This is a genomic window from Parasaccharibacter sp. TMW2.1890 (assembly GCF_023337645.1).
Lineage (GTDB): Bacteria > Pseudomonadota > Alphaproteobacteria > Acetobacterales > Acetobacteraceae > Bombella > Bombella apis.
The window spans coordinates 350,670-368,252 of sequence record NZ_NWUV01000001.1 but is presented as its reverse complement, the minus strand read 5'-3'; the positions used below and the strand labels follow the sequence as shown (position 1 = coordinate 368,252).

Annotated in this window: 16 protein-coding genes; 8 read left to right on the top strand and 8 right to left on the bottom strand. The window is 60.4% G+C overall.

The features are described 5' to 3' along the window. Window position 1: 1 nt before the first annotated feature. Both CPA54_RS01605 and rpoZ read right to left on the bottom strand, forming a co-directional pair. Window positions 2-2,323 (bottom strand): bifunctional (p)ppGpp synthetase/guanosine-3',5'-bis(diphosphate) 3'-pyrophosphohydrolase, encoded by a 2,322-nt coding sequence (locus tag CPA54_RS01605; protein ID WP_081563004.1) that lies wholly within the window; start codon window positions 2,321-2,323, stop codon window positions 2-4. A gap of 108 nt (window positions 2,324-2,431) precedes the next feature. Further along, window positions 2,432-2,797, bottom strand: a complete 366-nt coding sequence (rpoZ, locus tag CPA54_RS01600; RefSeq protein ID WP_043560688.1) for a DNA-directed RNA polymerase subunit omega — start codon at window positions 2,795-2,797, stop codon at window positions 2,432-2,434. A 341-nt stretch (window positions 2,798-3,138) separates the two neighbouring features. Here rpoZ and CPA54_RS01595 point away from each other — a divergent pair, with 341 nt between their 5' ends. From CPA54_RS01595 to CPA54_RS01585, 3 genes are all read left to right on the top strand, one after another. After that, window positions 3,139-3,744, top strand: a complete 606-nt coding sequence (locus CPA54_RS01595) for an NYN domain-containing protein (protein WP_043560690.1) — start codon at window positions 3,139-3,141, stop codon at window positions 3,742-3,744. A gap of 140 nt (window positions 3,745-3,884) precedes the next feature. Next, on the top strand, window positions 3,885-4,760 hold the full coding sequence (locus tag CPA54_RS01590; protein ID WP_249085420.1) for an NAD(P)-dependent oxidoreductase: 876 nt from the start codon (window positions 3,885-3,887) through the stop codon (window positions 4,758-4,760). A gap of 166 nt (window positions 4,761-4,926) precedes the next feature. After that, window positions 4,927-5,535, top strand: coding sequence for a superoxide dismutase (locus CPA54_RS01585; RefSeq protein ID WP_043560695.1), 609 nt, complete (start codon window positions 4,927-4,929; stop codon window positions 5,533-5,535). Window positions 5,536-5,640: 105 nt separating this feature from the next. Here CPA54_RS01585 and yajC read toward each other — a convergent pair whose 3' ends face one another. Then, the gene (gene yajC / locus CPA54_RS01580; protein WP_043561439.1) at window positions 5,641-5,997 is read right to left on the bottom strand and encodes a preprotein translocase subunit YajC; all 357 of its coding nucleotides are present in this window, start codon (window positions 5,995-5,997) and stop codon (window positions 5,641-5,643) included. A gap of 85 nt (window positions 5,998-6,082) precedes the next feature. On the opposite strand from yajC, the gene CPA54_RS01575 reads away from it, so the two are divergent. Continuing rightward, window positions 6,083-6,958, top strand: coding sequence for an ATP-binding protein (locus CPA54_RS01575; RefSeq protein ID WP_249085419.1), 876 nt, complete (start codon window positions 6,083-6,085; stop codon window positions 6,956-6,958). A 56-nt stretch (window positions 6,959-7,014) separates the two neighbouring features. Here the strand turns inward: CPA54_RS01575 and CPA54_RS01570 are convergent, their stop codons facing one another. Next, the gene (locus CPA54_RS01570) at window positions 7,015-9,552 is read right to left on the bottom strand and encodes a TonB-dependent receptor (protein WP_249085418.1); all 2,538 of its coding nucleotides are present in this window, start codon (window positions 9,550-9,552) and stop codon (window positions 7,015-7,017) included. A 218-nt stretch (window positions 9,553-9,770) separates the two neighbouring features. Between CPA54_RS01570 and mutT the strand changes: the two genes are divergently transcribed. Continuing rightward, entirely contained in the window at window positions 9,771-10,190 is a 420-nt protein-coding gene (gene mutT, locus CPA54_RS01565) for an 8-oxo-dGTP diphosphatase MutT (RefSeq protein WP_043560701.1), read from the top strand. 63 nt (window positions 10,191-10,253) lie between these two features. Here mutT and CPA54_RS01560 read toward each other — a convergent pair whose 3' ends face one another. After that, entirely contained in the window at window positions 10,254-11,147 is an 894-nt protein-coding gene (locus CPA54_RS01560; RefSeq protein ID WP_227431368.1) for an SMP-30/gluconolactonase/LRE family protein, read from the bottom strand. A 138-nt stretch (window positions 11,148-11,285) separates the two neighbouring features. On the opposite strand from CPA54_RS01560, the gene CPA54_RS01555 reads away from it, so the two are divergent. Next, complete coding sequence (locus CPA54_RS01555) at window positions 11,286-12,047, top strand: molybdopterin-binding protein (RefSeq protein WP_043560707.1); 762 nt, start codon at window positions 11,286-11,288, stop codon at window positions 12,045-12,047. Window positions 12,048-12,107: 60 nt separating this feature from the next. On the opposite strand, the gene CPA54_RS01550 is transcribed toward CPA54_RS01555, so the two are convergent. The 3 genes from CPA54_RS01550 to CPA54_RS01540 form a co-directional block, all read right to left on the bottom strand. Then, window positions 12,108-13,076 carry an acetyl-CoA carboxylase carboxyltransferase subunit alpha gene (locus CPA54_RS01550; protein WP_043560709.1) on the bottom strand — a complete coding sequence of 323 codons (969 nt, stop codon included), beginning with the start codon at window positions 13,074-13,076 and terminating at the stop codon, window positions 12,108-12,110. A gap of 81 nt (window positions 13,077-13,157) precedes the next feature. Beyond that, complete coding sequence (locus CPA54_RS01545; protein WP_081562999.1) at window positions 13,158-14,111, bottom strand: tyrosine recombinase; 954 nt, start codon at window positions 14,109-14,111, stop codon at window positions 13,158-13,160. A 12-nt stretch (window positions 14,112-14,123) separates the two neighbouring features. Beyond that, window positions 14,124-14,330, bottom strand: coding sequence for a hypothetical protein (locus tag CPA54_RS01540; RefSeq protein WP_043560710.1), 207 nt, complete (start codon window positions 14,328-14,330; stop codon window positions 14,124-14,126). Window positions 14,331-14,481: 151 nt separating this feature from the next. On the opposite strand from CPA54_RS01540, the gene aroB reads away from it, so the two are divergent. Next, the gene (gene aroB, locus CPA54_RS01535; RefSeq protein WP_249085417.1) at window positions 14,482-16,158 is read left to right on the top strand and encodes a 3-dehydroquinate synthase; all 1,677 of its coding nucleotides are present in this window, start codon (window positions 14,482-14,484) and stop codon (window positions 16,156-16,158) included. Between the two features lie 211 nt (window positions 16,159-16,369). Then, window positions 16,370-17,527, top strand: a complete 1,158-nt coding sequence (locus CPA54_RS01530; RefSeq protein ID WP_043560711.1) for an OmpA family protein — start codon at window positions 16,370-16,372, stop codon at window positions 17,525-17,527. Window positions 17,528-17,583 lie beyond the last annotated feature (56 nt).

Below are 17,583 nucleotides of genomic sequence, written 5' to 3'. Positions count from 1 at the left end.
GTCATCCCTTTGTCCGTTCGGCCTGAAGAACACCCTTCTCGGCCCGGAACCCTGCCAGAACCGTTGCCAGATGCCCCTTGCTCCGCACCTCGAGGTCCACCAGAATTTCCATGAAATCCAGCTGGCGGTTCACGATCCGCAGATTGATCACGCTGGCCTCGTGCCGTGTGGCCAGGTTGGTCAGCGCTGCCAGAACAGCCGGGTCATTTCCCGCCACGACGGAAAGGCGAGCCGTGTAACGGGGGGCATCCCGCCCTGTCCGCCCAAGGGCCTCCTCACTCCATGAGATTTCAAGAAAGCGCTCGGGCATGTCCGAAAACATGCTGAGATTGTGGCATTTGCGCCGATGTACGGTCACTCCCTTGCCCTGGGCAATGATGCCCACGATGCGGTCCCCCGGCAAAGGACGGCAGCAACCCGCAAAGTGCAGTTCAATACCCCGCCCGACACCATTGACCAACGTGCCCTCATAACTGGAAGGCCGTCTTGGCGGCAGGGGCTTCTGGTCCAGCCTTCCCTCCAGCCGGGGGGACAGGCCGGGCACGATACGGGGCACCTGCCCCTGACGGGACAGCTCCGGATAGGCCGCCCCTACAACATCCCTCGGGTCCAGCTGCCCGGCCCCGACGCTGCCATACAGCTCATCAAGGCTGTTCTGCTTCAGCGTGCCAAGAAGGCCCTCCAGCACTTTCTCCGACCCATCAACACCTTTCTGGCGGAACGCACGGGCAACAGCACCACGGCCATTCTCAACGTTGTTCTGCCGCTGCTGGAGGGCCACGAAGCGCCGCACACGGGCACGGGCCTTGCCCGTGACGACAAACCGCTCCCATGACGGGGACGGCGTGCCCCCCCGTGCCGTCATGATGTCGATCTGGTCGCCATTCTCCAGAACATGCTTCAGCGGGACAAGACGCCCATTGACCTTGGCCCCCACACACCGGTCCCCGACCTGACTGTGTACGGCATAGGCAAAATCCACCGGCGTAGCCCCACGAGGCAGGGAAATGAGCTGTCCCTTGGGGGTGAAGCAGAAGACCTGATCCTGATAGAGTTCGAGCTTGGTATTCTCCAGAAACTCGTCCGGCCCCTGACTGTCCTCCAGAATGTCCAGCAGGTCCTGCACCCAACGCAGCTTGCGGGTATAGGCCCCGAATGTTTCCGAAAGAACGGCCGTCTCATGCTCGCTGGGGCTGCTGCCATCCTTGTAGCTCCAGTGGGAGGCCACGCCATTCTCTGCCAGATCGTGCATCTCCGGTGTGCGTATCTGCACCTCGATCTTCTGGCTGTGCGGCCGATAGAGCGTCACCCCTGTATGCAGGGACTGGTAGCCGTTCGTCTTGGGGGTGGAGATGTAGTCCTTGAAGCGTCCGGCAATCATGGGGTAGGCCCCGTGCACCGCCCCCAGCGCCGCATAACAGGCCTCTCTCGTGGGCACGAGAATGCGGAACGCCATGATGTCGGAAAGCTGCTCGAAAGCAACATTCCGCCGCTTCATCTTTTCCCAGATGGAATAGGGGGATTTTTCCCGCCCGATGACGGTCGCCCCCTCCACCCCGGCTTCCTTGCAGAGTGTGGCCAGCTCGCAGCGTATCTGCTCGATCATGTCCGCACCCTGCCCACGCAGGTAATTCAGCCGGGCCCGGATGGTGGCATCAGCCTCCGGCTCCAGATTGACAAAGGCAATATCCTGGAGTTCCGTCTTCACCCGGTCCATGCCGATGCGTTCGGCCAGAGGGGCGTAGATGTCCAGTGTTTCCCTGGCGATACGCTGCCGCCGGTCTGTCCGCTGGACATAATGCAGCGTCCGCATGTTGTGCAGCCGGTCCGCCAGCTTGACGATGAGCACACGGATGTCCCGCGACATGGCGAGCACCAGCTTGCGGAAATTCTCCGCCTGCTTGGTCCTGTCGGACTGAAGCTCCAGCCGTGTCAGCTTGGTCACGCCATCAACGATGGCCGCTACATCCTTGCCAAAACGCCCTGCCAGCATCTCCAGAGAGATGCCCGTATCCTCCACGGTATCATGCAGGAAACCCACCATGATGGACACGGGGTCCATACGGAACCCGGCCAGTATGTTGGCCACGGCAATCGGATGGGTGATGTAAGGATCACCATTGTCCCGGCACTGGCCCTCATGGGCTTTGGCGGCCAGATCGTAGGCCTCCTGCATCAGGGCCAGATCAGCATGGGGATCGTAACAGCGGACCCGCTCCAGCAGGCCGCTTATGGAGGGGTGAAAATCCTGCAAGAGAGCGTCCCCGGCACCAGCCACCGTCTCCGCCGGGAGATCGGTGGAAAGCAGCGTTTCATCAGCCATGGATCAGCCCCCATTCTTCACTGATGGAAGAACCTGCATCCCATCCCCGCCCGAAGGCGAAGAAAAGGGGGCCCTTCCCCAGGGCGCACACCTCAGTTCCTGAAAGGCTTAGCGACGCCCCCGGCCGGAGCCGGCTTCATCAGCTGCCATGTTGGCAGCTTCCTCTTCCGCAGATACATCCTGAAGACCGAAAATGTTCTGGTCTGTCGGGATGAGGTCCATCACTTCCTCATCGGAAGGCTCGACTTCCGGCTGGTTGCTCATGGAGCGGACAATGCCGTTCTTCAGCCCCTCGAGGCTCACATGATCCTCGGCGATCTCACGCAGGGCAACAACGGTATTCTTGTCATTATCCCGCGGAACCTGCATCTCCTCCCCGCGGGAAAGACCACGGGCCCGCTGGGCGGCCAGCAGCACCAGGTCAAAACGGTTCGGAACCTTCTCGATGCAGTCCTCTACGGTCACACGTGCCATAAAACCGGCGCTCCCCACTCACATGCTGAAATGGCCCCTGCAAACGGGCCGGGACAGCCCCACCTGCCGAAACAGGCAGCCCATCCCATTGCTATCTCACAATCTGGACTTTTGTTACCACAAAGGCCTTTATTGACGCAACGCAAAGCTGTAAGAGGGAAGCAGGAGGCTGTCCTGCTTTCTCCACCCGACATGCCTTCCATCATCAGATCTGGTGCTGAGTCCGCCATACATACGGAACAGGGAAACAATCAAAGGGCAGCCCTGCCCGAGACTGACAGGACATTTCTTGATCAACACTCCCCGCACCCAAGACTAACCCAAGACCATATGTGAGCCATATGTCCAACCTTCTCCTACGCAAAAACGATCGCACATCACTTTTCATCAACGGGGCCAGCCTGCACCACGCCGCACGCAACCTGGGGTTCGAGGTCGATTTCCTCGCCCTGCGGGACCTTTTCGAACAGCAGTGTTCCTTCCAGCGGGCCTTCTATTATGCGGCCATGCCGGAGACGGAAGATTACTCCCCCCTCCGCCCGCTGACAGACTGGCTGGCCTATAACGGCTATCATCTGGTCACCAAGACGGCACGGGAATTCACCAACCAGTCCGGCCAGCGCCGCGTAAAGGGCAACATGAATGTCGAGCTGGCCGTGGACCTGATCGAACAGGCCCCCCGGCTGGACCATATCGTGATCGTCAGCGGGGATTCCGACCTGCGCCGTGCCGTGGAGGCCGTGCAGTCCCGTGGCGTGCGGGTCACGGTCATTTCCTCCGTCAAGACGACACCACCGATGATTGGTGACGACCTGCGCCGCCAGACAGACCACTTCGTGGAACTGGCTGACATTGCTCACCACTTCACCCGCCGCAATGCGGACAACCGGTCCCGTCCCCCCATCCGCCACCCGGCCGATGCAGAAGATTACGACGACGAGGAATGATCCTTTTCCAACCCCGCTCCGGCGGGGTTTTTTCATGGCGGCTTTCCATCACGCTTCCGCCATCCCTCTTTAATCCTTACCCGCCCCGGTCCATCTCCCCCGTAAAGACTGACTCAACAAACCCTGGAAGGAACCCGCCCATGTCCATCAAGACCATCGGTTTCATCGGTTATGGTGCCATGGCATCCCTCATGGGGCACAATCTGGTCCGGGCCGGATACGATGTCGTCGCTCACACGCCATCAGGCCGGAGCAATGGCGCTGAGGCGGATGTCCCCATGCTGGCCTCTCCCCGCCTCGTGGCGGAAAGGAGCGACGCCATCATCATCTGTGTCCCGAATGACGAGGCGGAGAACACGGCCCTGCATGGCCCGGATGGCCTCCTGGCGGGATTGCGGAGCGGGCAGCTCGTGCTGGACACCTCCACCGTCTCACCGGAACAGGCCGACCACCTCGCAGCCCTGCTGGGTGAGCGCAATGTCGCCGTGCTGGACGCCCCCATGTCAGGCAGCACGCCGGAAGCCGAAAAAGGGGCCCTCATCATGCTGGTGGGAGGCCCGGAAGCAACCGTAACACTCGCCCGCCCCATTCTGGACCACATCGGCCGCATCACCATCCATGCCGGTCCGGCCGGGAGCGCAGCCCGGCTGAAGCTCGTCGTCAACGGCATCATGGGGGGCACGCTGAACATCATTGCTGAAGGGATCGCCTATGGCCTGGCCGCTGGCGTGGAGCGCAGCGTCCTTTTCGATGCCCTTCAGGAACTGGCCGTCATCAGCCCCCATCACAAGCGCAAGATCGGCATGGGCAAGGCAGGGCATTTCCCCTCCCAGTTTCCAACCCGCCTGATGAGCAAGGACATGGGCCTGCTGATGGAGGCCGCCCGCCGCTGTGGCGTCCCGATGCACGGCATGGCGGCAGCCTCCCAGAATCTGGCCGCCTCCAATCGGAATCATGCTGATGACGATTACTCCGCCCTGATTGCCCGGATGGAACGGGAGGCTGCCAACCGCTGAAAGGTACCCAGCGGTCCTTCTTCCCACTATTGGGACTGTTTTACTCTTTTTTTAAGACACTCCGCCCCACACACCTTGACGTTGCCGCCCGGCAACCATAGCTAGAGGGGGTCATGAATTGGCAGGAGGGATGCCTCCTGCCCCTCATATGTCAAGGAAGATTCACATGGCTTTTGAACTCCCAAAACTCCCCTATGCCGAAAACGCCCTGGCCGATGCCGGCATGTGCCAGGAAACACTGGAGCTGCACCACGGCAAGCACCATCAGGCCTATGTCACAGCCCTGAACGGCTTCGTCGAGAGCAAGCCGGAACTGGCAGGCAAGGCCCTTGAAGAAATCATTGCCCTGTCTCACGCTGATTCCTCCCTGGCTCCGGTCTTCAACAATGCCGGCCAGCACTGGAACCACTGCATCTTCTGGAACTGCCTCTCCCCCAACGGCGGCCGCATCCCCGGTGCGCTGGAGAAGAAACTGACCGAGGATTTCGGCTCCGTTGATGCCTTCAAGGCCGCTTTCAAGCAGGCTGCCACGACACAGTTCGGGTCTGGCTGGGCATGGCTGGTTCTGGGCTCCGATGGCAAGCTCAAGGTCACCAAGACGGCCAATGCCGCCAATCCGCTCTCCGAGGATGAGGGGCGTACGCTGCTGGGGCTGGATGTGTGGGAGCACTCCTACTATCTGGACTTCCGCAACCGTCGTCCGGACTACGTCACCAACTTCCTCGACCGTCTCGCCAACTACGAGTACGCCGAGAGCTGCCTGAAGGGTGCCTGATCGTCCGGCCCACCCGACATGAGAAAGGCCCTGCCACGGTTCATCGTGGCAGGGCCTTTTCTTTATGGTACCAGCTGGGCATGAAACCCGCTGAAGAACGTTCCCTTACGCCTCGTTGGCAGGCTTGCCCTCACGCCGCAGGATGGTCGTGATCGTACTGCGGATGACCTTCACCTTCACGCCCTGTGCGATTTCCACATCCACTTCCTGCGAATCATCACGGGTGTTCTGTACCGTCCCCACGATGCCACCTGCCGTGACAATCCGGTCACCACGACGCAGGCTGTTCTGCTCCTCCCGCAGTTCACGCTGGCGCTTCTGCTGTGGGCGGATCAGGAAGAAATAGAAGACCACAAAGATCAGCACGAAAGGTGCATACTGCACAAGCGCTGCCGAACTGAAGGCGCCGCCATTGGTACCGGCATCAGCGGCATAAGCCGTGGAAAAAAGAATATTGTGCATAGGTGGTGTTGGTTCCATCTTGATGAGATAATTGCGGACCATATCGTGCCAGACCGTCACGTCAAGCTCATTACACAGGAAGACCATGCCAGCAACCGCTCTTCTCCCTCTCCTGACCCGCATTGCCGAAAGTCTGGAACGCATGGCTCCTCCACCAGCAGACCCTGCCATGCTGGATGACCCCACGCAGGACAGCTTCATCTGGCAGGGCGGGAGCGGCCATCTGCTGCCCATCCCCCACATGCAGGCCGTCCCGCTGAAGCTGCTGAAGGGCATCGACCGGCAGATCAGGCAGGTCATGGGCAACACACGCTTCTTTGCCCACGGACTGGCAGCCAACAACGTGATGCTCTGGGGTGCCAGAGGCATGGGCAAGTCCTCGCTCGTCAAGGCCTGTCTTCTGGCCGTCAATGAGGAACAGCGCAGGAACGGCCACCCCCCGCTGGCACTGATCGAGATTCCACGGGATGACCTCGCCACCCTGCCGCAGCTTCTGGCCCTGCTGCGCCGCACCTCCCGCCGGGTCATCCTGTTCTGTGACGATCTCTCCTTCGAGACGCAGGACGCGGATTACAAGTCCCTGAAATCGGTCCTGGATGGGGGCATCGCCGGACGGCCTGACAATGTGCTGGTCTATGCCACCTCCAACCGCCGCCACCTCATGCCGCAGAACATGATCGAGAATGAAGCGGGGGATGCCATCAACCCGGGCGAGGCCATCGAGGAGAAGGTGTCCCTCTCCGACCGGTTCGGCCTGTGGATCGGCCTCTATGGTGCTTCCCAGCCCCATTATCTCAGCATCATCGATGCCTATGCGGAGGAGAGGCAGCTCCCCATCGCCAGGGAGGAGCTGCACCGCCGTGCCCTGCAATGGGCCATGCAGCGGGGCAGCCGCTCCGGCCGGGTCGCCTCGCAGTTCATCACCGCCCTGAGTGCCGAACTGGCCGAAGAAGCCCGCTGAACAGCAGAACGGCCCGCCTGAAACCAGAGCGGGCCGTTCTTCATGCTGCGGACCAGTCAGAAGGCTGCACTGATCGTTCCGAAATATTCCCGTGTCGCCCCGCGCTCCAGGGACTGGTAATCCCCCACGGGCGGGTTGTTGTTCTCACCCATCATGGCGATATATTTGTTGTTGAACAGGTTGTAGACGTTGAAGCTGACCGTCAGGTCCCGCACGCCTGCCAGTTTCCTGAACGTATAAGTCACCCCCGTATTGGCCAGCCAGTAGCTGCCGATTGAGGTGTCGTTCATGAAGCTGTAATACCGCCTGCCAAAATAGTTGGCATCAAAATGCGCATTCAGCCCACGCCATGTATAGGCAATGGAAGCCTTGTACATCCATGCCGGGTAATTGACGATATTCTTGCCCTTCAGCGGATAATAGTTCCCGGCACTGGAGGTCACGTCCCGGTCATAGGTGCCCTTGTTGTAGCTGAGCGTGTTGGTAATGATCAGCCCCGGCAAGGGACGGACGGACACGCTGCCATTGGCTCCCGTCATGGAAATGCGCCCGAAATCGAATTCTTCAGAAATCGGATTGAACATCGTTCCCCGTGCCCCAGCCAGAAGCTCGTGCATCAGGGTGGAGTGATAGACGGTCGCATCCAGCTGCACGATGGAAGACGTGAAACGATACCCCCCCATGTAGGTCCAGGCCCGGGCCGGTTTGGTCTGCGCCTTCTGCCGCAGAAACTCCTGCTGGTTGGGCACGGAGAAGAGCGAGTTTGCCACACCCGTGCCGGAGACCTCATAGGCCCGCATGTTCTTGGAGACATCGATGTAGAACTCGTTCTGCCGGTTCAGACGCCAGTCCAGATTGAAATGGGGCAGGAAAGCTCCCGTGGCATGAAGGGAGCCGGAGGGCAGGCCACCGGCATCCAGAGCCGCCCATGAGTCGTCATTCTCATGCCCGCCACCGGATGTCTGGGAGATCAGGGAGCGGAAACCCGCTGTCAGCGTCAACCCCTTGAGGATGGTGTAAGTGTCCTGAAGGTGGGTCTGCACCACATTGGTACGCCATCTGAAATTATAGACCCGGTCGGCCGGCCCATACACATTGTAAGGCCCGACCGCCTTGACGGGCGCACCCGCCCCCAGCTCCGGCTCCAGATAATTGTAAAGCCCGGCGGTCTGGTTGTTGTTCTCGTACCAGACACCCGTATTGATCCTGTGATGCCCCCAGCGATAGTCCAGACTGCTGTTGATGCCGAAACGCTGCTGGCTGTTCTTCCAAACTTCCTGGTAGAGCGGCACGCCATTCGGCGTGGCGACCTGAAGGTCAGGGTCCTCCGAAGCGGCGGATGCGGCAGCCGTGTAGCTGTAATTGCCGGACTGGGCGTGACCATAGGCCGTGGTATGCCATGTCAGATGGTCCGTCAGGGCAAGATCAAGATTCAGGCCACCCAGAAAATTGGTCTCATGCTGCCCACCGTCATAATAGGGCATCTGACAGGCATTCACCTGCCCGTTGGACCCCGGATAGGCCATGAAATTGTTCGGGCTGTTATTGCACTGCTGCGCCCACTGATAGGCCTTGCCATAATCCGGGTAGAGATGCGGGACACGCCAGCCCAGATTGTTGATCATCCCCAGTGAGAGGTCCGGATAGTTCTGCTGCTGAAGGTCCGTCCAGTCGAAGAAGGCCGAAACCCTGCTGCGCTCGCCAAGCGGCTGCACCAGCTTGGCATTGACCTGCTGAAGGAACTGGTCCCCCTTCCCCTCCCACATGCCTTCATCCGTACGGGCGTAGGAGGTGTAGAATTTCGTGCCGGAGTCATTCAGACGGCCGGAATCAAACCGGGCATAGGTGCGGTAAGACCCGTAACTGCCAAAAGCCTGGCTGACCTTGCCCCCCAGTCTGTCGGACGGATCGCTGGAGGTGAAACGGATGGTCCCGCCCAGCGTGTTGGTGGACGGCACGTCCACGCCACCCCCACCCTGCGACATCGTCATGCTGCCGATGTCATCAGGAATGATGGCCGAGGCAAGGCTCAGACCATTGACGGACTGATAGGTCTGGTCATTCAGGGGAATGCCATCCAGCGTCACGCCCAGCTGGTTCATGAAGAAGCCACGGACGTACAGATTCGCCCCGAAACTGTCGATTCCGAACGGGTCCGTGGAGGTGAAGCTCACGCCCGGCATACGGTCCAGTGCCTTGTAGGGGCTGGTCCCGGGTACATATTCCTTCATCACGCTTTTCGGTACGACCAGCTCCGCCGCCCGGCTGACGTGCGAGGCGTGGACGGACAGGCTCTGCACCCCATGAGCAGACACATATTTCGGCCTGTGGTGGCTGGCCGCCTTCACACGCCCTGCACCAGTCCCTGCCGCTGCTGCCTGGTTTCCACCCTTGCCTGTCATATCCCGGCGACTGCCATGCCGGTGCCCCGTCAGGGTGTGCCCACCATGCTGTGCGGCAGAAACACCTGCCGTTTTACCAGCGGAACTCACCGGAGTTGATGAACGGGTCTGGGCAAAGGCAGTTCCACTCCCCATTCCCAGAAAAATGGCAGCAGAGGACAGAAGAAGATGGCGGCGCAATGCGTCTGGCACTCCCAACAATATTGGCACACAATAAAAAGCCCATGTCAGGGTTGTCTCCCTGTCAGGGCAGCTATCAACTCATGTTATGGTGGACTTCCTACAGAGCAGCAGCCTCTGCCGCAAAGGTTATGACGTTTTTTTAACGTTTCCTCTTTCCCCTGTGACATAAAAGGCGCATTTTCAACTGGCATCCCATACAACAGGACATTCTGGATACGGAGCCTCTGATGACCTCACCTTTCCGTCCCCACACTCTGCTTGTCGTGGCAGCCATCCTCATCCAGCCGGATGGCTCTGTCCTGCTGGCACAGCGGCCGGAGGGAAAAACCTTTGCCGGACTGTGGGAATTTCCCGGTGGAAAGGTGGAAGTACCCGAATCCCCGGAAACCGCCCTGGCACGGGAGCTCCATGAAGAGCTGGGCATTACCGTTCAACCCGACCGCCTGGAACCCTTCACGTTTGTCAGTGAAGACTGTGCTACCTTCCACCTGCTCATGACGCTCTATCTTGTCCGGGAGTGGGAGAATGACCCTGTCGGGCGGGAAGGCCAGACACTGGCATGGGTGCCTGCCTCAAGGTTGGATGAATACCCCATGCCCAAGGCCGATGCCCCTCTTGTTCCCCGTATTCAGGCCCTGCTGGGCTGACATGGACGAAAGGGGCCCTCGAAAGCCCCTTTCCTGGCAGGTCTACCCTCAACAGACGAAGGATCAGACACCTTCCAGCACGAAACTGTGCTGCGGATTGCCCGGAACGTCCGTCCGGAACGCAAAAATGCCACCAGCCTGCGGCTGGGCTGCCAGCTCCTCGGGGTCCAACCCCTTGCGGGCTGTCGTCACGAACACGGTCCTGTAATCATCCCCACCAAACGCCACCTTCGTGACATTGGCTACCGGCAGGGCAATCGGGTCCATCATGGTGCCATCCGGGCGGAAGCGGGTGATCTGTCCCCCTGCCCATGTCCCGCACCAGAGATTGCCCTCGCTGTCCGTCACAACCCCATCTGGATACCCTTTGGTGAAAGTGGCAAAAATGCGCTTGCCTGTCAGGCGGCCATCTGCTGCGACATCAAAGGCGTAGATACGCTGCCGGGGACTGTCGCAGGCATAAAGCACCCGACCACAAGGTGACAGGGCCGGACCGTTGGAAACGGTATAACCACTATCCCAATGTGAGATATCCAGCTGGCCGTTCCTGTGGTCAACCCGGTAGAGAGACCCGCTCTCCCGACTTTCCCCGTCATCCATCGTACCAAACCAGATGCGCCCCCGCTGGTCGACACAGCCATCATTCAGCCGGTTCCCCTCATCGTCCGGCTCGATGACGCAGGCCCGCTCGAAATAGCCTTTTTTCACATCAAACCGATGCAGACCATCCGGCAGACCGGCCAGAAATGTCCCGTCACTGACAGGCAGAAGAAAACCCGTACGATTGGGAGCATCCCAGCCTGACAGGGAGCCATCCGTCAGGCTGTACCGATGAATGCGGTGGCTCACAATATCGACAAAATAGAAAGAATTTTCTGCCTTGATCCAGACCGGCCCCTCCCCCAGCACTGCTCGAAACTCTGACAGGCACACGGGCTTATGGTGTTCCAGCTTCACAGGCATCTCTCCCTTTCTAAAAGGCCATACCCTCCCATATAATGAAGAAGGTTCAATTTCCACACCCCCGGATGCCACGCCCGAGGGCCCCAAGCCCGCAGAAAAACAATGCGGCCAGCACCAAGGTATTACAGGCTCATGGCTCCCCGTACTGCATGTTTTCTTGTCATCGGCAATGAAATCCTTTCAGGCCGCACGCAGGACGCCAACATCCGTGTCCTGGCCCAGGCCCTGAATGGCCGAGGCATCCGGCTTCTTGAGGTCCGGGTCATTCCCGACATCCCGGAACACATCATAACCACCATCAATGACTGCCGGGCCCGATTCGATCTTCTCTTCACCAGCGGCGGCATCGGCCCCACCCATGACGACATTACCGCTGCATGTGTGGCCGAGGCCTTTGGGGTCCCCCTGACATGCCATGAAGAGAGCTTCCACCAGCTGGAAGCCCTCTTCCCGGCGGGAGAATTCAACAAGGCCAGACAGCGCATGGCATGGCTGCCCAAAGGCGCAACGCCCATAGAAAACAGAGTGTCCACAGCACCCGGGTTCTCGTTGGGCAATGTCCATGTCATGGCCGGAGTCCCCCGCATCTTTCAAGCCATGGTGGGCTGGCTCATGCCACGTCTTGAGGGCGGAGCTCCACTGACCAGTGCCAGCTGGTACAGTTACAATGTCTATGAAGGCGATCTTGCCGAGGCACTCACGGCCATCCAGCATGACTTCCCTACACTGGATATCGGCTCCTACCCGTTTGACGAAGGACAGAAACGGGGTGTGGCCCTTGTTGCAAAAGGCTATGACGCTGAGGCTGTCACCTTGGCTGGGGCGGCCCTGCGCACCCTTCTTGCCAGCCTGGGCTTCACCCCCCTGGAGGGAGATCCTCCACGAGGAGCCTGAAAAAAAAGCCGCCTAAAAAGGCGGCTTTCCCAAAAACTCCATATCAGTCAGGCGGAACGGTCAGCCTACCCGTGTCATTTCCAGATAACGCTCCCGACGCCGGGCCAGCAGCTCTTCCTTTGAGAGCCCCTGGACGGAGGCCAGTTCTGCAGCAATGGCCTCACCCACGCGATTGATGGCTTCAGCAGGAAGACGCTGGGCGCCCCCCACCGGCTCATCAATCACATGATCGATCAGGCCAAGTTTTTTCAGATCCTGCGCCGTCAGACGAAGCGCTTCGGCAGCGGCTGGCGCCATCTTGGGGTCACGCCAGAGAATGGAAGCGGCCGCCTCGGGAGAGATGACAGAATAAATGGCATGTTCCAGCATCAGAACACGATCGCCTGCGGCAATGGCAATGGCACCACCAGACCCGCCCTCGCCGATCACCGTAGCGATCAGCGGAACCTTGACCTGAAGGCAGGTATCAATCGCCCGGGCAATCGCCTCTGCCTGCCCGCGGGCCTCGGCATCAATCCCCGGCCACGCACCGGCCGTATCCACGAATGTCAGAATCGGCAGGCCAAAACGCTCTGCCATGCGCATCAGACGCTGGGCCTTGCGATACCCTTCCGGTCGGGCCATGCCAAAATTGTGACGGAGACGACTCTCCGTATCAGAACCACGCTCGGTCCCGATGACCACGACCGGCTGCCCACGGAAACGGGCCAGCCCCCCTACAAGAGCCTGATCATCCCCAAAAACACGGTCCCCGGCGAGCGGGGTATAATCCGTCATCAGCGACTGGATGTAATCCAGCGCATGAGGCCGCTGTGCGTGACGGGCCACCTGCACTTTCTGGAGAGGGGTCAGCTTGCTGTAGAGCGTGCGGAGCTGCTTGTCCGCTTTCTCCGCAAGGCGGGCTGTCTCCTCATCAATGTTCAGACCATCCAGACCAGCGCCATCCTCCTGGCGACCAACCTGACGAAGTTCACCGATCTTGGTCTCAAGCTCGGCAACCGATTTTTCGAAATCTAGGAACTGGCGCATGTTCTGCCCGATAGCACGCAAACAGGACGCAAGACAGCCCTAAATTGACACGAAGCAGGAAAACTCTGCTGGAGCCGGCTATCACCCCCGCTTTCCCGCCTCCCCGCTCTGCCTGTCCTGCCCCAGGGGATGATGCTGGCGGACAACTTCTTTCAGCCGCTCCGTCATGACCTGCGTGTAAATCTGGGTCGTCGTGATATCGGCATGTCCCAGCAGCACCTGAAGCGCCCGCAGGTCCGCCCCCCTGTTGAGCAGGTGGGTCGCAAAGGAATGACGCAGCACGTGTGGGCTGACACGCAGGGGGTCCAGCCCGGCCTTGAGCGCACAGGCATGAAGTATCTTGTCGAATCCCTGCCTTGTCAGTGGCTTCCGGGGATTGCGCCCCGGGAACAGCCACGGGCTGTCCAGCACGGCATCATAGGCCAGCAGCGCCTCTGCCGCTTCCCTGGCTGCGCTGGAGAAAGGCACGAGCCTTTCCCGCCCGCCCTTGCCCCGCACGGGCAGCATGCCGCCTCTCTGCCGGACACAGCCCGCTGGCAGGCTCAGAAGCTCGCTGATGCGCAGGCCTGTCGTGTACAGCATCTCCAGCGCCACACGGGAGAGAAGGTCCCGGCGCAGATCCGCATGGCCGCAGGTGCCCTTTTCCAGAAGTCGCCTGACCTCATCCTCACTCAATGGATGAGGCAGACCACTCTGATAGCGGGGAGATGCCTGCCCGGCGGTCAGCTCGTCCGCCCGCACGCCCATCTGGAGCATGAAACGGGCAAACTGCCGAAAGCAGGAAAGACGGCGGGCCTGTGTCCGGGCGGAAATGCCACGGCGCCCCTGGTCGGCAAAATAGGCCTGTACACTGCCCCGGGATACATCTGCCAACGACAGGGGCGCACACCAGCAGGCAAAATCTTCCAGGTCAGCCCGATAGGCCGCTCTCGTCTGCTCTGCTGCTCCCCGTTCTGCCACGATGGCCTCAAGAAACGCCTCTATCAGGGCAGCAGATTCTGCAGGGCAGCGCCGGACCTCCCGCCCGTCCGTCATGAGGGCCGCTCCTCAATGCCCTCCAACAGGTGGAAGCTCCGGCAGGCCCGGGGCCGCCTTCTGGGCAGAGGTGGCAGGGGACACGGCCTGTGGTGTCAGGTCACGATGCACCATCACCGGTGCCGGGGGCTGCGTATCGTGAGCCGTCAGGACGTACCCACCCCCCACCAACACCACAAGAACCAGCAGGACCAGCACCAGACGGGCAACGGTTTTCATAAGACGGCTCCATGTCAAAGGATACGTCCCGTTTATAGAAGGATCATCCCGTTTTAAAAACCCTCTTCTCTTCCACCGGAGACACACCCTCCCAGAGACATGGGCGATGAGAGACCTACCCCACCTCTCTCACCCGTGATAGAGGGACAGCATGTCCCCTTCCTTGCACGCCCCGCAGCCAGCCAGACCACCGTTCCGCATCATTGTCCTTGTCGGCCTCATGGGGGCCGGAAAAACGACTCTGGGACGGATGCTGGCCCAGCATTATGGCATCCCCTTCATCGATACCGATGCCGAGATCGAAAAAGCCTCCCGCCAGAGCATCCCGGAAATCTTCGCCCACCATGGCGAAGCCCATTTCCGTGCCGGGGAACATCGGGTCATACGCCGCCTCCTGAAGAACGGCCCCTGCATTCTGGCCACCGGTGGTGGCGCCTGGATGCATCCGCAGACCCGTGCCCTCATCCACAAGGCAGCAGATGTCTGTGCTGTCTGGCTGCATGTCCCCATGGCTGTCCTGCTCAGACGCCTGCTCAACAACCGTGGAAGCCGCCCCCTCCTCGCCCAGGGCGACCCGGCGGCCACCCTGCGTCAGCTCGCCACCGTGCGGTATCCGCGCTATGCCGAGGCAGACATCATTATCGACTGTGGAGATGAAAGCGTGGAACAGGCCACCCGGACCATTACTGATACCCTTGCCAATACGAGTCTGCCCCATCATGTCCCGGTTGCTCTCGCCGGCCACAGTTATGAGGTTCTCATCGGCCGTGAGCTGCTGGCGCAGGCGGGCCTGCGGGTAAAGCCCCATCTGCCCAATGGCCACGCCATCATCCTGACCGACGAGACAGTTGCCACCCATCATCTGGCCACGCTGGAACGCAGTTTCCGTGAGGTCGGCATCCGCTTTCACACCATCATCGTGCCTCCGGGAGAGGGCAGCAAATCTCTCGCCCGTTTTGAAGCCGTCATGGAAGAAATGCTCGAACGGGGCATCGAGCGTGGCACCACCGTTATTGCCTTGGGTGGGGGGGTCATTGGTGACCTTGCCGGATTTGTGGCGGCTACGGCGCTGCGCGGGATTCCCTTCATCCAGATTCCCACAACATTGCTGGCACAGGTGGACAGTTCTGTCGGAGGTAAAACGGGAATCAATGCCCGGGCCGGAAAGAATCTCATCGGAGCCTTCTGGCAGCCCCGGCTCGTGCTGGCCGATACGGAAACGCTGGCCACTCTCCCCCGCCGCCAGCTCGTGGCGGGTTATGCAGAAATCGTCAAGGCAGGCCTCATCGCTGATGCCGAACTGTTTGCCTGGTGCGAAGCCAATGGTCAGGCCGTTCTGGAGGGAGAGCCCGGGAAGCTGGGTGAAGCTGTCCGCCGGGCCTGTGCCTTCAAGGCCGGAGTCGTACAGGACGATGAACGGGAGCAGGCAGGATCAGGCGGTCGGGCCCTGCTCAATCTGGGCCACACCTTCGCCCATGCCTTTGAAGCCGAGTTCCATTATGACGGCCGCCTCCTGCATGGGGAAGCCGTCTCCATCGGCCTGCACATGGCCCTGGCACTGTCCGTCAGGATGGGGCTTGCCCCCGAGGATGACCTGGCACGGCTTGACACCCATCTCCACGCCCTGGGAATGCCCGCCGGTGCAGCAGACCTGCCCCACGGCCTCAGTACGGAAACCCTGCTGAACCACATGGGCCGGGACAAGAAGTTGCGCGACGGGAAGATCACCTTCGTTCTGCTCCGCGGAATCGGCATGGCTTTCACCTGCCGTGATGTCGCCATGGATGATGTCCGGGCCCTGCTTCTGGCTGAAGGTTTTGCCCCCTGATACCGCCACATTCCAGCCTTTATTCCGATAATGTGTTGTATTGGTCACAGTGTATCTTCCATCGCAAACGCAGGGCGGAAAACCTCTTAACTTCCCACCAGCTTTCCATTACATCTCGGTTATCGGCCGCGCTGGCTCCATACGGTGATCGTTCCGACGCCCGCCAACCGTAATGGCCGTAAGTATACAGAATTAAGGACTGAGGAAGTAAATGCGTATTCGTAATGCACTTCTCGCCATGACCTCAATGGTGGCCCTGCCGTCATTTGCCATGGCCAGCACGATCACCGGCCCGTATGTCGACATGGCAGGCGGTTACAACCTGGTTCAGCACCAGCAGTTCCGTCAGGGTAACCCTGGCACCTCCCACGGTCGTGGCATCGGTGGCAACGCCCACTCCGGCACCGGCTTCAATGGCTACCTCTCCACTGGTTACGGCTTCGGTAACGGTCTGCGCCTCGAAATCGAGGGCACCTACAACCAGACCCACATCACCCGTCTGGGTGGCGCCTTTGCCGCTGGTGGCAACCGCAAGGCCCACGGCAAGAGCGAAGGCTGGGGCGGGTTCGCCAACGTGCTGTATGACATCGATCTCGGCATGTTCGGCCTGAACGATGTTCCGGTTACACCGTTCGTCGGTATCGGTGCTGGTTACATGTGGCAGCGTTACCGCAAGGTCTACAACCGCAGCACCGGTCGTCCTGACCCGAACTTCAACAACACCCAGGGTGGTTTCGCTGCTCAGTTCATCGCTGGTGCCGCTTACGACATCCCGGGCGTTCCGGGCCTGGCTCTGACCACGCAGTATCGCTTCATGGGCCAGACGGGTTCCATGAGCGGCGTGACCAGCGGCCGTCAGTACCTGCACAACAACAACGAGAACCATGGCAAGGGTGACCGCGTAAGCTTCAACACGCGCTACACGCACCAGTTCATGCTCGGCCTGCGTTATGCCTTCAACAATGCTCCGCCGCCGCCGCCGCCGGCTCCGCATGTTGTCGTTCCGCCGCCGGCTCAGGCTGCCCGTACTTACCTCGTCTTCTTTGACTGGGATAAGTCCAACCTGACAGGCCGCGCCCGCGACATCGTTGCCCAGGCTGCCCAGGCTTCCACACACGTGCAGACGACGCGCATCGAAGTTAACGGTTACACCGATAACTCCGCTGCTCATCCGGGTCCGCGCGGTGAGAAGTACAACATGGGTCTGTCCCTCCGTCGTGCAAACAGCGTCAAGGCTGAGCTGATCCGTCTGGGCGTTCCGGCTACGGCCATCGACATCCACGGTTACGGCGATGCCAACCCGCTGGTGGCAACTGCCAAGAACACGCGTGAGCCGCAGAACCGTCGCGTTGAGATCATCCTGAAGTAATCTTCAGAGCTGATTTTCAGCCCGGGCCTTACGGTCACGGAAAAAGGGTGCCTTCG